This window comes from Paenibacillus sp. p3-SID1389, assembly GCF_025151705.1.
GTDB lineage: Bacteria > Bacillota > Bacilli > Paenibacillales > Paenibacillaceae > Fontibacillus > Fontibacillus phoenicis.
In genome coordinates this window covers 90577-105924 of record NZ_JALXVO010000004.1, presented here as the reverse complement: position 1 = coordinate 105924, position 15348 = coordinate 90577, and the positions used below count along the sequence as shown (strand labels likewise).

Here is a 15348-nt window from a genome sequence, read left to right as displayed (position 1 = left end):
CACAGGCTTTTTGCTTTTTCGATTTAGGATTGATTCCGCGGCGAATGATTCTGAAAGGAAAGGGTGATGGATGTGGAAATGGAAACGGTAAGACTGGAACAAATCGTAAAGAAATGGTTTCCGGATATGCTGCCTTTTCTGAACCAAAAGGAACTGAATTCTACGATTCTCCTCCGGGATGGCCTGACCATCTTGGAACCGCAGGATGCGCTGGAGATTATCCAATTCAGCATCTGCGAGCATCAAAACCCGGCGTTGCTTCATTAATATGTAACGCTTCCATGCAGGATGAGTCGTTTCTTCTGCTTATGCAGGGGAAACGACTTTTTGCGCTTTATCGTCTATGAAACTCTGAAACTTTTTACCAATTATGACATTCCTGTTCCCTCTGAGGGCCGCTCTTCCGATATAATTAACAGCGAGTGCAAACAAGGGAGAGATATCATGTGAACATCATCTGGACATTACTACTTCTGGCCTTGGGAACAGGCAGCGGAGCAGCGCCTCAGGAGCAGGCAACGGGGAACGAAGCCATACAGGCGGACACGATGTGGGCATCGGTCGCTCACACTTTTAAGGTAAATCTAGCAGAAGGCCGCCTGGACAATCCGATCAAACCATCGGAACTGAAAGTAAACCCGCAGGTGGATGCCCCTAAAGTGAAAGGCATTTACGTTACAGCTTATAGTGCCGGGGGATCCCGTATGGATCAGCTCGTTGATCTCGTCGACCAAACCGAGCTGAATGCGATGGTCATCGACATTAAGGACGATTTGGGATATATCACGTACAAGACCGATAATCCCGAGCTGAACAAATGGGGGAAACCGCAGCCGTTCATCCGTGACATCGATGCGTTAATGGCCCGATTGCAGAAGCATGATATTTATCCAATTGCCCGGATCGTCGTGTTTAAGGATACGATTTTGGCCAAGAAGCATCCGGAGCTCTCCTTCCGCCATAAGGACGGATCGGTATGGAGCAACGGTAAAGGAGACAGCTTCGTAAATCCTTATAACAAAGAGGTCTGGGATTACAATATCGCAATCGCGAAGGAAGCAGCGGAACTAGGCTTTAAGGAAATCCAATTCGACTACGTGCGTTTCCCGGAAGGCTTCGAGAAGCGCGCAGACAGTCTGAGCTATACGAAAAATGAGATGAGCCGCGTCGACGCCGTCTCCTCGTTCGTCAAATACGCCAAGGAGCAGCTGGAGCCGTTAGGGGTTCGAGTATCCGTTGATATTTTCGGGTACGCCGCATCCGTGCCTTCGGCCGAAGGCATCGGCCAGGATTTTGTGAAGATCTCCGACAACGTGGATGTTATTTCTCCGATGATTTATCCTAGCCATTATACAACCGGTTGGTTTAATGCGAAGGACCCCGACAAAGCACCTTATCAGACCATTAAGGGTGCGGTGCAGGATACACAAACGAAGCTCGCGGAACTAGGCGATAAGCAGCCGATCATTCGTCCGTGGATTCAGGACTTTACCGCCAGCTGGCTGGGAAGCGGTCATTATATCAAATACGGCAAGCATGAAGTGGAAGAACAAATTCGGGCGCTGAAGGAAATGAAGGTGGATGAGTTCCTGCTCTGGAACGCCTCCAACCGTTATACTTCCGGCGTCGATTATGAATAATAAAGCTGCACCGCCGTCAAACCCGGGCCCGCTGCCCGGGTTTGACGGTTGGTTGGGCTTGTACTCAAGTAACTAAATGATCGGAGTTAAGTTGGTTTATGAAACAAACGCATACGCTAAAGCAAAAATACGCTCAATTTTTACGCATATTGGTTCCGATTCTGATCACCCAGGTCACGATGTCGTTGATGACTTTCTTCGATACGATGATGTCCGGCCATGCGAGTCCGGCAGACCTGGCCGGCACAGCGATCGGTTCAAGCCTGTGGATTCCGGTGCAAACCGGACTCAGCGGCATCCTGATGGGCATCACGCCCATCGTTTCTCAGCTGATTGGTGCCGGGGCGAGGGACAAAGTAGGCTATCACGTCATCCAGGCGTTATGGTTATCGGTAGCCGTGAGCCTGGTCGTCCTGCTTGCCGGTGCGCTGTCCGTCTCCCCCGTGCTGAATTCGATGGATCTGGAGCCTAAGGTCCACCATGTTGCTTTCTATTTCCTAGTGGCGATTTCCTCGGGAATCGTACCCTTGTTTGGTTACATCGTGTTGCGGTCGTTTATCGACGCGCTGGGGCAGACCCGGGTATCGATGATGATTACGCTGATCTCGCTTCCGTTAAATGTGGGCGCCGGATACTTGCTTATTTTTGGCCACGGCGGCTTCCCACGTCTTGGCGGCATCGGCTCCGGGATCGCTACGGCTTTTACGTACTGGTGCATTTTTCTCATCGCCTTGTGGATCGTGCATCGGCAAGAACCGTTCGCGGCGTACGGCGTCTTCCGCAAGCTGCATCGCGTCTCACTGGCAAAATGGCGTGAGCTGATGCGTCTCGGCGTCCCGATCGGCTTCGCCATCTTCTTCGAGACGGCGGTCTTCGCCGCTGTGACGCTGCTCATGAGCCGGTTCGATACGGTGACGATCGCCGCCCACCAAGCGGCGAACAATTTCGCCTCAACGCTGTACATGATTCCGCTCAGCATCTGTCTGGCGCTGACGATCCTCGTGGGCTTCGAGACCGGAGCCGCCCGGCTGAAGGATGCCCGGCAATACGCGGCGCTTGGCATCGGCACCGCCGCCGCTATGGCTTTGGCCACCGCCGTCCTGCTGATGCTGTTCCGTCAAGGCGTCGCCCAGCTCTACTCAAGCGAACCCGAGGTCGTATCGCTGATCAAGCACTTTCTGGTGTACGCAATCTTCTTCCAGATGTCCGATGCCATTGCAACGCCAACCCAAGGCGTGCTGCGCGGTTACAAGGACGTCAGTCCCGGCTTCTGGATCTCGCTGCTCGCTTATTGGATCATCGGACTGCCGCTGGGGTTCGTCCTGGCCAACTACACCTCGCAAGGCCCTTACGGATACTGGATTGGTCTCATTACCGGTCTGGCCGTCGCCGCCGTTCTGCTGCTGTATCGCCTGATCGTGATCCAGCGCCGCCTGGCCAACCGTCAGATTCATCCTGCGGAAGCGCAATAAAAGCAGAGAAGCCCGTGACCTTCATTCGGTCACGGGCTTCTGTCATTAGCGCGGTTCGCCGATAGCCACCACGTACCCGGCCCCGGGCACGATCCGCTTCTTCTCCACAATCGACAGCTCCGTGATTGTGGGAGCGGGCAGCACCTGCCGCTGCAAATGCTCTTCCGCCGCGGCAAACGCCTTCTCCTCCCCTTCGGCAGCAATGATGATCGTAAACGGACCGGCGGAGGTGTCAGCCTCCAAACGATACAGGTACATGTGAGATCCTCCTCTGACCCTTAAGCTCAACTTATTATAGCAAACTTCCCCATATCGTGGAGTTTCATCAACGGGCATCAAGAAGAGGCCGCCCCAACAGGGAGCGGCCTCCTTCATCCATATCGGTTACTTGGCATAGGGATTAAATTCGTTGGTATACAGATCCTCCGGTTTCAATTGCCCCTCCTTCAGTTCACCCTCGTTAACCAACCAATCGATCCAGCGCTGGTATTCCTCCGGAGTAATCACTCCTCCTTCCGTAGCAATCCCTGGACTCTTCCAGTATTTCAAATTCAGGGTTGCGTCCTTGCCGTCTCTCTTCTCTACGATGCTTTCCATTCGCTTGATCACTTCTTCCCGCGGCGTGGTGCGTTCCCATTCGATCGCTTTTGCGACGCCTTCAACGAATTGCCTTACCGTGTTCGGGTTATTCTTAATGTACTCCTCGGTAAAAAAGTAATCGCCCGCCGTAAACTCCGTCTGATAAACGTCGATATCCCTGAATAATTCCACGAGGCCGCCCTTTTCCAAAGCCCGGTCTCTGGCCACGCCGCTCAATAGGACGACTTCGATCTGCCCGCTGCGCAAAATTTGCTCCGCATTTCCAGAGGGCACCGTAACCAAGGTGACTTGGCTGATTTCTTTCTCGGTTAATCCGCCTAGACGCAAGTAATCCTTGGTCATAAATTCCAAATGCGCGCCTAACGTGTTCACTCCGACCTTTTTGCCGATAAAATCTTTGGCCGTCCGGATGGAGCTGCTCTCCAGCACATAAGCGCCGATATACGTATCTTTATCGCTGCCGTACGAGCCGACCACGGATTTGATCTTTACGTTCTGGGCCACCGATTTAATGATCGCCCCGTTAAAAGCCGATCCAAAATCGGTCTGCTTCGTCGCCGTTAATTGAATGCTTTCCGGACCACCTGTCGTACTCCCGATCGACTCCAGCTTCACATCCCCCAGATAGCCGAGGTCCTCTGCCAGCTCCGGGAATGACACCGTGCCTGGGGACGAATTGTATTGGAGGACCTTATCTTCTCCTCCGTTCGCCCCGGCCCTGCCCCCAGCGCAACCCGCCAGCAAGGCCCCGGCAACCAGCACCACCGCCAGCAGCGTTATGGATTGTCTCCTTGGTTTATGCATTTACTTACACCGACCTTTATTTTTCGTTTGGATTTAGATCAAAGCGGATGGCGCTTCTTTGCGAGAGGGATAAGCGGGAACAGATAACCCTAGATTGCCGCGTAATGTGGTGCTCTCATATTCCGTGCGGAACAATCCGCGCCGCTGTAGCTCCGGAATGACCAGTTCGACGATATCCCGAAATCCTTCCGGGAACGTAGGCGGCATGATGTTAAAGCCGTCCGCCCCTTCATTCAGGAACCATTCCTCCAGTTGGTCCGCGATCTGTCCCGGCGTGCCCACAATTTCCCGGTGCCCCCGTGCTCCCGCAATATGCTCATACACCTCGCGGATCGTAGTTAACCCTTCACGTTCGGCCAGCGCACGGATCAGATTGGAGCGAATCTGCGGATTCGTCTTGTCCTCTGACGCCGCAAATTCCGGCAGCGGTGCATCCACATCATAGCCCGTCAGATCCGTCCCGATGAAGTTGGATAAATACTCCAAGCCGACTTCAGGCAAAATGTAGCTGTTTAACTCCTTCCGCTTGGCGATCGCTTCCGCTTCCGTCTTCGCCACCGTAATGAACACCCCCGGCATGATCTTCAGATCGTCCGGTTTACGCCCATATTTCGCAAGGCGGCCCTTCACATCCCGATAGAACGTTTGGGCTTCCTCCAGCGTTTGCCATGCGGTGAAGATAACCTCTGCGGTTTTGGCCGCCAGATCTTTTCCCGCCTCCGACGATCCCGCTTGTACGATGACCGGATGCCCCTGCGGCGTCGAAGGTGCGTCAAGCAGCCCCTGAACTTTAAACCACTCGCCTTCAAAATCCAACGGGTGGAGCTTCTCTACGTCCAGGATTCGGCCGCCTTCCTTGTCAAGAACAATCGCTTCCCGTTCGATGGAGAGCCAGAGCTTCTTCACGACTTCCACAAACTCATCCGCCCGTTCATATCTGCGGGCATGCTCGAGATGCTTGGGCTTTCCGAACAGCAGTGATTCCCGCTCATTGGCAGAGGTGACGACATTCCAAGCCGCACGCCCCTTGGATAAGTGATCGATCGCCGCAAATTTGCGTGCCACTTGATAAGGTTCGTTATAGGTCGTCGTCAGCGTCGCGGTGAGGCCAATATGTTTCGTGACGGACGCGAGCGCTGCGAGAATAATCAGCGGATCCAGCTTGAGTGCCGAAGCGGCCTGGTTACCGGAAGGGCGCAAGCCAAGGACGTCGGCGAAGAAGATCATATCAAATTTCCCCCGCTCAGCTAACCGCGCCAAATCCTGCAAATACTCGAGGTCGAACGTACGGTGAGCCTCGGTTTGCGGATGCCGCCAGCTCGCCACATGATGCCCTGGCAAATTAAAGAAAGCTCCCAATTTCATTTGCTTGTTTGACATCGTTCACCACTCCTAGTTTTCCAATTTGTTTAGTCATATTTTGACTATAAGAAAAACGTCGATTGACGTTATTCCAAACCCTAAATCTCGCCAATTAACTGTTCGTCTGCGTATTCCATTTCGATAACTTGTGCTCCAAACTAACTAAACCGTAGTTAATGATCAGACCAAGCAAGGAGATGGCGAGAATCCCCGCATACATTTTAGGAATTTCGAAATTGTACTGCGAATACGTGATCAGATACCCAAGCCCTTCCTTCGCCCCGACCATCTCGGCGGCAATTAATACGAGAATCGCCCCCGTCCCCGCCATGCGGATACCGGTAAAAATCGTTGGCACGGAGGCCGGTAAAATCACCTTCAAAAACAGCTTGGAAGAGGATAACTTCATTGACTTGGCGGACTTGATGAGCAAGGGGTCAACGTTACCAACGGCCGCGATCGTATTCAGAAGGATCGGCCAGGCGCAAGCGAAAAGGACAATCGCGATTTTGGAAGTCTCCCCGATGCCGAGCAGCAGCATAAACACCGGAAGCAAGGCCAGCGCCGCGGTATTCCGGAACAGTTCAAGGATGGGATTCAGCAGTTCTCGGGCTACCGGATACCAGCCGATGATTAGTCCTAGCGGAATGGCCACAATCAGTGCTAACAGAAATCCGGACAGCGAACAGACAATACTCGCCGAAAAGTGTTGGAGCAATTCTCCCGAAGTAATCAAGTGAACCAGCGATCGGATCACATCAGTGAATGGCGGCAAAAATGCCGGATCCACCAGCCCCAACCGGGGTGCTGCTTCCCATAACAGAAACAAACCAATCAGAACAATCGATTGCCGTACCAATTTGCGCAGACCTGCAACAAGAGCCACTTTTATATTCCTTGCCGGCAGGCTTGCAGGGACGGACTTTGCGGTTTCCATTCGTACCCACTCCTTTTTCGTTTAGATATAAGCTCCTTGATACACCGGCTCGTGAAGCAAATTCCAGACTTCATGACGGATCTTTACGAAATCGGGATGAGAGCGAACATCCGCATCGTCGAGTCTCGATTTGAGCGGTACATCAACGATATGTCTTACCGTACCCGGGCCCGGTGTGAGAACGACAACGCGTTCCCCTAGATAAACGGCCTCATCAATCCCATGGGTGATAAAAATAATCGTCTTTTTCGTTTGCTCCCAGATTCTCAGCAATTCCCCCTGCAAAGATTCCCGCGTCTGAGCATCCAATGCTGCAAACGGTTCATCCATAAGCAGCACATCCGGGTTAAACGCGAGGCTGCGAGCGATGGCGACACGTTGCTTCATCCCGCCGGACAGCTCATGCGGATATCGGTCGCCGAAGGAAGCAAGCCCGACAAGGGAGAGGAAATGATCGGCTTGTTCCTTCCGTTCCTGCTTGGGTACCCCTTTGGCCTCCAATCCAAACTCGATGTTGCCCCGGGCCGTCTTCCAAGGAAATAAGGCATATTGCTGAAACACGATGCCGCGATCTAAGCCGGGACCTGTAATTTCCTCGCCGTCCATCAGAATTCTCCCGCGGGTCGGAGCGGACAACCCGCTGATCATATCCAGCAGCGTAGATTTTCCGCAACCGCTTGGCCCGACTAGCGTTAGAAATTCCCCTTCCCTGACGGTGAAGTTCAAATCTTTGACCGCCGTAAACAGTTGAGCTGCCCCGCTTTTTTTAGGGTCACGGACGGTGAAAGTTTTCGTCACGTTCTCGAACCTGATTTTTGCGTTGTCTGACATCCCATCTACCTCCCCACAGTTTTTTGGAACAAAAAAAGCCCAGAAGACAAGACGCAAGCGTCTGTCTGCTGAGCCTCCGGTGACCCGGTCAGCGATATTTCAAATTCCAACTATTTCGATGTGATTATATTAACATTTTGGATTTCATTGTCAACCCCTCTATAGATTTGCATTTACAAAAAAAGAGCCAGGTTATAAACCTGACTCCCCTTAGTCAATTAGGCCTAACTCTGAGCAATCCGTGCGGATGCTTACTGCGACAACCGCGACGCCAGCTCGTACAGTTCCATGTTAAACGGCTTCTTCGTGCTGACAACCTTCTCGATGTCGGTCAATACCATTTCGCCGCCGATCACGCCGCAGGCTTTGTTCGATTCGCCGGCAATGAGGCTGCGCACGGCGAAGTCACCGAGACGGCTGGCCAGGTTACGGTCAAACGGCGTTGGCGATCCGCCGCGTTGAATGTGACCAAGAACCGTCGCGCGCGGTTCAACGGAAGGTTGGCGCTGCTTGATCGCCTGCACAACGTCCTCGCCGCTGCCAACGCCTTCGGCTACGATCACGATGCTGTGGCGTTTCCCTTTTTCAAAGTTTTGCTTCATGCGGTCCGCTACTTCGTCCAGGTCAAACGGTACTTCCGGTACAAGGATCGTCTCCGCCCCCGCAGCCAAACCGGCATGCAGCGCGATATCGCCGCAATGACGGCCCATAACCTCAACGACGGAAGCCCGTTCGTGAGAGGACATCGTGTCGCGCAGCTTGTTGACCGCGTCCACGACGATGCTTACTGCGGTATCAAAACCGATGGTGTAGTCCGTAAAGGAGATGTCATTGTCGATCGTCCCCGGCAGTCCCATCGTCTTAATGCCCAGCTTGCTCAGCTTCTCTGCCCCTTGATAGGAGCCGTCGCCGCCGATGACGACAAGGCCGTCGATGCCGTGCTCACGCAAAATTTCCGCGCCGCGTTGTTGGCCTTCCGGTGTCTTGAACTCCAGGCAGCGTGCGGATTGAAGAATTGTCCCCCCGCGTTGAATGATATCGCCAACGCTGCGGATGTCCATTTGGAAAATGTCATTATTCAGCAAGCCTTGATAGCCGCGTTGAATCCCGTACACTTCCAGGCCGTAGTACAACCCGCTCCGGACAACGGCGCGTACAGCTGCGTTCATCCCCTGGGAGTCTCCTCCGCTGGTAAGCACTGCGATTTTTTTAACTGCTGACATGATAATTCCTCCTAATTCAGTTGTAAGTAAGTTAACAATGCACTAAATCTTAAAGATGCTTGCGAATCCACAGGCTGTTAGCGAAAAAGAACAACCGCATCAGCGGGCTCCGGCGCATCAACCGTTTGGATACCTCGCGGATTTCGTCCTGCTGGGTGACCTTCGGATCAGATAAATACAAGGCCAGCAGGCCTTCAATGATCATTTTATGAAACGAGGAAGCCGGCAGCTTCCGGATATCCTGCCGCGCTCCCTCGACGATCAACGTGATTCGGCTCAACATCGTTTCCTTGCTATCGTAGTAACTGCAAAAGTTCAAGTCCCCGCCAAGCTCATCCTCCGCTTGGTCAATCAAGTAGTCCAGCAGGATATGCAGCCCGCAGACATGCGGAAAATAAGCCGCGTGGATCGTTTGTGCGCTTCGTTCATCCAGCCCTTTGTGGCTAGACGCCAGGAACAACATAAACACCCCAAGGGTGGAGCCTGTCGCTGCCGCGAACTCATTCCATCGCAAATGCGGGGCACGGTGCTCGTGCTCAGCCCACCAGCTCAGCAGCTTCGCTTCGCGTTCCTGCGGATCGATGTGCTTGTACACCTGCAGGTCGGTATAAAGTCCTACAAGATCAACGATGTACGGCATGGCAGCCGGGTAACCCTGCAGCTCGGCAATTTGCGTCTGACAAGTCTTCACCAGCCGGTGCAAATAACCTCCATCGTCCTGCTCCTCGCGAAGGGCGTAGTAATTTCGCAGCTGTGCCGCTGGATTCACCGCGTCGAGCATGCTCTGGTGCAACAGCCGGAAATCCTCAGGATCCTTGGAGGTGCTTCGGTCGCATAAATTGTCCAAATAATCGCTGATCGTTTGAAACGCAACGATAAGCGGAATCAAGACGTGACGCATCGGTAAATTGGCGGCCGCATACACGGCACCGCCCTGGCAATGGAACTTCTTCGTCGCGATGCTGGCCAAAGCCTGTCGCCTTAGCTCAGGATCGGGAATCGCATCGGCATCCTTCCGCCAACGCTCCAACTCCTTATGGACATCCGGCAAAATAAATTTATAAACCCGACTCATCAGCCGGATCGGCTCCTTCGGGAATTGGTTTCGGCTTTGCTCAAGTTCTATCAATGGCTTGCCTCCACTGCGTTGTTAATACGGCCTGTCTGAAAACCATTCTATATTATAATATGATCCAACTTTAAGCACAAATAAACAAAATCACATATGTCTTTTGGCCGAGGGCTCTTCCTGGACCGTACGGTACCAAATCAGCAAATCGTTGATCCGGCTGGCCAGCTCGGCAATCTCCCCATTCAGACGGCAGCTGCGCTCAAAGTCGGTCTCCTCGTTCATTTCGTTCAGCTTGTGCTCAATGAACTGTTCCAGCACCATCACTTTCGTTGGAATTCGGCCGCGGACTTCCTCCCAGTAGGCGATCATCGCCAGCCGTTCATCCAGCTCATATTCGTCAAAAGGGCGCTCCAGCATCGGCACATGGATATCCAGCCGCTCATCGTATACAAATCCTTCGATCATGGCGTTTCGCCTCCTTCTTAAGATTTAGTATAAAGGATTTTCGTCAATGAAAAGGAATTTTTATTGCCGCCGAACCTCTGGATTTCTGGTATACTTGCTAGCATAACGCAAAAAAATGATGTGACTGCAGAAACGGAGTACGTAAACCCCATGAATCGGAAAACCACGGCCCGCATGGATATCGCATGGCTGCGCGCCTTTACCTTTACAATATACGGAACAAGTGTCCTTGTTTCCTCCTACTTCCCGCTGTTTTACGCCCAGCTGGGATTTTCGACCAGCCAGATCGGCTTGCTGTACGCGCTGGGACCCATGATCTCCGTCGTCTCCAATTTGCTATGGAGTCTGGCCAGCGACCGTTATCAAACGATTAAGAAAGTCCTGCTCATCCTGTTGATCGGGCAAATTGCGCTGACGTTTCTTTTATCGGCGTCGACCTCGTTTTCTCTCATCATGGCGGTTATTACGTTGTTTTACTTTTTCTTCTATCCGGTCTTTCCGCTGTCGGATACAATCTCGATCACAACCGCCAAGCAGCATGGCATCCATTTCATCTCCATCCGGCTGTTTGGCTCGTTTGGATATGCTTTCTTTGCCTTGCTTATCGGTTACGTGCTCGCCCGGATCGGCTCCTCCAATACGATGTGGGTGTCGATTGCTATCGCCGGACTTGCACTCGGGTTCATCCTGTTCGTCAAGGACCAGCCAACAACCGTGGCGAAGATGGACCTGTCGGGCATATGGGGCATTCTGCGGCAAAAAGAGCTGCTATGGTTCTTTGGCTGCGTCTTCTGTCTGGCGATCGGCATGCGGATGAACGAAGCGTTTATCTCGATCAGCCTGAAGGAGCTGGGGGCTAACGAGAATCTGATCGGCTGGGCGATGCTGGCCTCGTCGCTGTCAGAAATCCCCGTATTCATCTACCTCAGCTTCCATGGGGAAAAATATAAAGAGCTGCCGCTCCTGCTGCTAGCCAGCCTGCTGTTCGCCGTCCGGTTCCTGCTGATGGGGCTGACGGGGTCGCCATACGGCATCCTCGCGATCCAGGCGATGCACGGCGTGACGTTTGGCATCTTCTATGTCACGGCTATCCGCATGCTCACCCGGCTGATCCCCGACGAATTTCGGGCAACGGGCATGGCCTTGTACACCATCGTCTGGTCGAGCCTCGCCGGACTGCTCAGCGGAACCTTCGGCGGCGTGATGTTTGAGCAGCTCGGCCGACAGCCGTTCTACCTGACGGCGATGGGCGCGGCGCTGGTCGCGTGCGTCGGGTTCGCCAGCCGTTATTTTCAGAAGGGGCCGGGAGAGAACACCCCCTCGAAATTCGAGCATAAAGCCTAATGAATCAAGGCGAAGTGCCGTCACGGCGCTTCGCCTCTTGTTTGTCTCTGTTCAAAGGACAAGTCTTCCTATATAATAGTTATTATCAGATGATAGTACCTGGTGTTAAATTTGATAAAGCAGGTGAAAACGCATGGATTTCGCTTTGTTTCGGGACATCCTTCAAACCCGCCGCAGTATCCGGGAATTTACCCAAGAGCCTGTCAGCGTCTCCGATATCAAGGATCTCATCGACTGCGCTCGCTATGCGCCCAGCGACACGAATTCGCAAACCTGGGAATTCATCGTCGTCATGAACGCAGATAAAATCAAGCAGATCGAGGATTTTACCTGGGAAAGCCTGCATGAAATCGCAGCACGCGCCACAGCACAGGGGAAGGATCGGGAAGCCAAGCTGCTTGTGAAATCGTTTGGCCCTTACGCAACCGCCTTTTCCGGCGCTCCGGCGTTAATCGTAGTTTTGTCTACGCCGTACACCTCGAAGTTCCGTGAGCGAATTTTTGACCCGATCTCCTTCGTCACTCCTGAAATTTGGGACGAAGAAGGCCTCAAGAGCAGCTGTCTGGCCGCGCAGAACCTGATGCTGGCCGCGCATGCCAAAGGCCTCGCCAGTTGTCCGATGACCGGACCGGTACTGCTCGCGGAAGATAAGCTGCGCGAATTCCTCGACATTCCTGCCGATCGCGGAGTGAATATGGTGATCGCACTGGGCCATCCGGCGATCTCACCGAAGCCGGTGCCGCGGAAGGAAGTATCCGAGATTTTGCGGATCGTTGAGTAAAGTCCATACATGAAGAGGCTCTTTCCAGCAACATGTTGGAAACGAGCCTCTTTCTAATCTGGCTTAGGACAAGCGGCCGTAAGCCTTCAGCGTCTTCAAATTCTCTATGGTCAGCCAACCGCGCCATTCCTGCTCGCCCGCCGGGCTTACTGCCGGAAACGTGAGCGCCCAACCGCCATCCTCCTGCTGCGTGCTTATCAACCAATTCAAGTGCTTCTCGATGTCTTGCTCCGAGATGAGCTTCGCCGCGTAACTCTCCGGCGTTGGTGCGTAGTCCAGCACTTTATGGACGTACCCCTCCGCCAGCGGATCCCGCTCAATCCCGTTTGGTCCGGTCAGCCAGGCATCCAACCTGGATAGCGCCTTCGCCGCCCGCTCCTGATCTGGCACATGCTGCAGGAAGGAAATCCACTGAACCGCGTCATGATAATCCTCGGGAAGGCCTTGCTCTACACATCCCCACAGATAGGCGACATTATTTTGGAACCAATCCTCACGGAAAAAATCGGTGCGTTCCTGTTGCCCCAGCAGCATGCCGATGATGCTTCCCGTCGGGTTGATCGAGGGACCCCCGTCCTGCTCGGTCGTCCACCACGGCGCATGCGGATATCGATTCACTTCCGTCGTTGCCCGCGGCAAGCCGCCTCCCGGCAGTGTCAAACTGCGCAGATAACGGATCACTCCGTCCAGCAGATCCGACCCGAATCCGCCCACCTCGCGAATCACCAGCAACGCCGTTTCGGTTGCCACCGGCTGGCTATGCGGACCGCGCATATCCGGCTCCAGCGCATGACCAAATCCGCCATCCCCGTTCTGGTACGGGCGAAGCACCTCCTCCGCGCTCCCTCCTTCAAAGTGGTAAGCAAACCGCTTGCGATCCAACAGCCGGGCATGCGAATAAATAAAAGTACTGGCCCGTTCCAATACGTCCCGTTTTTTCATAAAACTCTCGTCCCCTTCGCCACTCAGGCTTCGAATACCCATTCAGGATTGAAGACAACCTCCCACAAATGCCCGTCGGGATCTTGAAAATATCCGGAGTACCCTCCCCAAAACGTATCGTGAGGCGGAACCACGATCTTAGCTCCAGCTGCTTTCGCTTGCCCCATCACTTGATCCACTTCCGCTTTGCTCGCCACATTATGACCCAGCGTAATTTCCGTTGGACTTGGGGCATGAAGCGTTAGACCAGTGTCATGGGCGATATCCGCCCGCTTCCACAGCGCCAGCTTCAGTCCCGCCTGCAAATCGAAGAAGGCAACCGCCCCGTGCTCGAACTCTTGACCTACGATCCCCTCCGTCGCCCAGCCAAGGCCATCTCGATAAAATTGCACCGCTCTTTCCAAATCCTCCACACCAATCGTTAACACCGACATTCTAGGTTTCATGCATCCACCCTCCGTTCTTCTTCGAAATAAATAGGTCTAAGCTAAGCGTTCAAGTCGGCGGTATCAGCTTAAGTCCGGTACCGCTCGGCCAGCTCCACCGCGCGCTGATGCAGCTCCTCGCGCATCGCCTGGGGCTCGAGGACTTCCGCATCCCGGCCAAGACCAAAGAAATAGGAAACCGCCCAATCCCATTCCGAACCCGGCAGGGTGCAGTCGAGCTGCCACTCGGCCTTCCCCACCTGCTGCACCTCCTGACCAAAATGCGGATCCTGCTCCGCCAGCAGCGAACCGCGATACGTCAATTTCACGCGCAGCCGGAAATCCTCTCTCCCGGTTGCCGCCCGGGGAGGAGTCCCTTTGGCGGCCTCTCCCCTTCCGGCACCCGCACCCGGTGGGGGAGACGTCTCGGCCGCCTCGACGAAGCGATCGACGCGGAACGTTCGCTTCTCCCCATGCTCCAGCGACTCGGCTTCGCAGTACCAGAAGCCATGCGCGGCGTACACGCGCAGCGGCTTCAACGTCAGCTGCCGGCGATAATTCAGCGAGCGGTACTCTGCTCGGATCCACTTCCCGCCGGCAGCATATGCCATCAAGGCGCTGAGGAACGGCGCCTGGATGCCGCGCTCCGGCACCTCCATTTCCACGTGCCGGAGCAATGGAGCAATTTGCCCTAGCATTTGCTCGGGCAAAGCGGAGCGGATCTTGTCGGCGACAGTCCTTTTCGCCTCGCGAAAGGGGCTGTCGGCGTATTTGCCGATGCCGTCCAAAGCCAGCAGGACGGTCAGCGCCTCGCCGGCGTCAAGCTGCAGCGAAGGCAGCAGAAAGCCGTCCATGAGGCGGTAGCCGCCGCCCGGTCCTGGAAGCGCAACCAAAGGAATGCCGATTTCCGCCAAAGCCTGCATATCGCGAAGCACCGTCCGCTTGGACACCTCCAGCTTGTCCGCCAAGGATTGTGCGGTCTCCGGGCGCTGCTGCAAGGCCATCACAATCGCCATCATCCGGTCCATTCGCTTCATCGCGTTTGGTTCCCCTCCCGTTAACATCACTATAGCAGAGTAATGGTGACAACAGATTGTCACCAATTAATTTCATTCTATCTATGTATAGAAAAAAACACAGCCCTATAAAGAGCTGTGCCTTTCATTATCGCGCTTAGTACCAAACTTTATAAGTGATCCGCTAATACGGAAGTGATCTTATAATTTGATTACGTTAGCAGCTTGAGGACCACGGTTGCCGTCAGTAATTTCGAACTCAACGGCTTGGCCTTCTTCTAGAGTTTTGAAACCTTCGCCTTGAATAGCGGAGAAGTGTACGAATACGTCTTCGCCACCTTCAACTTGGATGAAGCCATAGCCTTTTTCTGCGTTAAACCATTTAACTGTACCTTTCAAATGAACAACCTCCTAAAAATAATCGCCATCATTGA

At 53.8% G+C, this 15348-nt stretch carries 17 protein-coding genes; 5 read left to right on the top strand and 12 right to left on the bottom strand.

Annotation, left to right across the window (positions count from 1 at the left end; all coding sequences use genetic code 11):
• The first annotated feature begins 66 nt into the window (after positions 1-66).
• The 3 genes from M3G15_RS03240 to M3G15_RS03230 all read left to right on the top strand — a co-directional run bounded on the left by M3G15_RS03240 (position 67) and on the right by M3G15_RS03230 (position 3112).
• Complete coding sequence (locus M3G15_RS03240) at positions 67-267, top strand: hypothetical protein (RefSeq protein ID WP_009222784.1); 201 nt, start codon at positions 67-69, stop codon at positions 265-267.
• A gap of 179 nt (positions 268-446) precedes the next feature.
• Positions 447-1640 (top strand): putative glycoside hydrolase, encoded by a 1194-nt coding sequence (locus M3G15_RS03235; RefSeq protein ID WP_009222783.1) that lies wholly within the window; start codon positions 447-449, stop codon positions 1638-1640.
• Between the two features lie 98 nt (positions 1641-1738).
• Positions 1739-3112, top strand: coding sequence for an MATE family efflux transporter (locus M3G15_RS03230; protein WP_260070046.1), 1374 nt, complete (start codon positions 1739-1741; stop codon positions 3110-3112).
• 45 nt (positions 3113-3157) lie between these two features.
• Here M3G15_RS03230 and M3G15_RS03225 read toward each other — a convergent pair whose 3' ends face one another.
• The 8 genes from M3G15_RS03225 to M3G15_RS03190 all read right to left on the bottom strand — a co-directional run bounded on the left by M3G15_RS03225 (position 3158) and on the right by M3G15_RS03190 (position 10406).
• A complete protein-coding gene (locus M3G15_RS03225) occupies positions 3158-3370 on the bottom strand; it encodes a DUF3906 family protein (protein ID WP_036643682.1) in 213 nt (70 codons plus the stop codon).
• A 126-nt stretch (positions 3371-3496) separates the two neighbouring features.
• Positions 3497-4516 carry an ABC transporter substrate-binding protein gene (locus tag M3G15_RS03220; protein WP_260070045.1) on the bottom strand — a complete coding sequence of 340 codons (1020 nt, stop codon included), beginning with the start codon at positions 4514-4516 and terminating at the stop codon, positions 3497-3499.
• Between the two features lie 33 nt (positions 4517-4549).
• A complete protein-coding gene (locus tag M3G15_RS03215; protein ID WP_260070044.1) occupies positions 4550-5896 on the bottom strand; it encodes an LLM class flavin-dependent oxidoreductase in 1347 nt (448 codons plus the stop codon).
• 94 nt (positions 5897-5990) lie between these two features.
• The gene (locus tag M3G15_RS03210; RefSeq protein ID WP_260070043.1) at positions 5991-6815 is read right to left on the bottom strand and encodes an ABC transporter permease; all 825 of its coding nucleotides are present in this window, start codon (positions 6813-6815) and stop codon (positions 5991-5993) included.
• 21 nt (positions 6816-6836) lie between these two features.
• Positions 6837-7646 (bottom strand): ABC transporter ATP-binding protein, encoded by an 810-nt coding sequence (locus M3G15_RS03205; protein WP_260070042.1) that lies wholly within the window; start codon positions 7644-7646, stop codon positions 6837-6839.
• 251 nt (positions 7647-7897) lie between these two features.
• A complete protein-coding gene (gene pfkA, locus M3G15_RS03200) occupies positions 7898-8869 on the bottom strand; it encodes a 6-phosphofructokinase (protein WP_009222776.1) in 972 nt (323 codons plus the stop codon).
• Positions 8870-8918: 49 nt separating this feature from the next.
• On the bottom strand, positions 8919-9998 hold the full coding sequence (locus M3G15_RS03195) for a tetraprenyl-beta-curcumene synthase family protein (protein WP_260070041.1): 1080 nt from the start codon (positions 9996-9998) through the stop codon (positions 8919-8921).
• Positions 9999-10088: 90 nt separating this feature from the next.
• Positions 10089-10406 carry a hypothetical protein gene (locus tag M3G15_RS03190; RefSeq protein ID WP_260070040.1) on the bottom strand — a complete coding sequence of 106 codons (318 nt, stop codon included), beginning with the start codon at positions 10404-10406 and terminating at the stop codon, positions 10089-10091.
• Between the two features lie 150 nt (positions 10407-10556).
• Here M3G15_RS03190 and M3G15_RS03185 point away from each other — a divergent pair, with 150 nt between their 5' ends.
• Together M3G15_RS03185 and M3G15_RS03180 are read left to right on the top strand one after the other, a co-directional pair.
• The gene (locus M3G15_RS03185; RefSeq protein ID WP_260070039.1) at positions 10557-11750 is read left to right on the top strand and encodes an MFS transporter; all 1194 of its coding nucleotides are present in this window, start codon (positions 10557-10559) and stop codon (positions 11748-11750) included.
• 133 nt (positions 11751-11883) lie between these two features.
• Positions 11884-12531 (top strand): nitroreductase family protein, encoded by a 648-nt coding sequence (locus tag M3G15_RS03180; protein ID WP_009222772.1) that lies wholly within the window; start codon positions 11884-11886, stop codon positions 12529-12531.
• A gap of 63 nt (positions 12532-12594) precedes the next feature.
• Here the strand turns inward: M3G15_RS03180 and M3G15_RS03175 are convergent, their stop codons facing one another.
• From M3G15_RS03175 to M3G15_RS03160, 4 genes are all read right to left on the bottom strand, one after another.
• A complete protein-coding gene (locus tag M3G15_RS03175) occupies positions 12595-13473 on the bottom strand; it encodes a prenyltransferase/squalene oxidase repeat-containing protein (RefSeq protein WP_260070038.1) in 879 nt (292 codons plus the stop codon).
• Between the two features lie 23 nt (positions 13474-13496).
• Positions 13497-13919: a VOC family protein gene (locus M3G15_RS03170; protein WP_009222770.1), complete on the bottom strand. Its 423-nt coding sequence runs from the start codon at positions 13917-13919 to the stop codon at positions 13497-13499.
• A gap of 68 nt (positions 13920-13987) precedes the next feature.
• On the bottom strand, positions 13988-14935 hold the full coding sequence (locus M3G15_RS03165; RefSeq protein WP_260070037.1) for a helix-turn-helix transcriptional regulator: 948 nt from the start codon (positions 14933-14935) through the stop codon (positions 13988-13990).
• Positions 14936-15115: 180 nt separating this feature from the next.
• Positions 15116-15313, bottom strand: coding sequence for a cold shock domain-containing protein (locus tag M3G15_RS03160; RefSeq protein ID WP_009222768.1), 198 nt, complete (start codon positions 15311-15313; stop codon positions 15116-15118).
• Between the last annotated feature and the right edge of the window lie 35 nt (positions 15314-15348).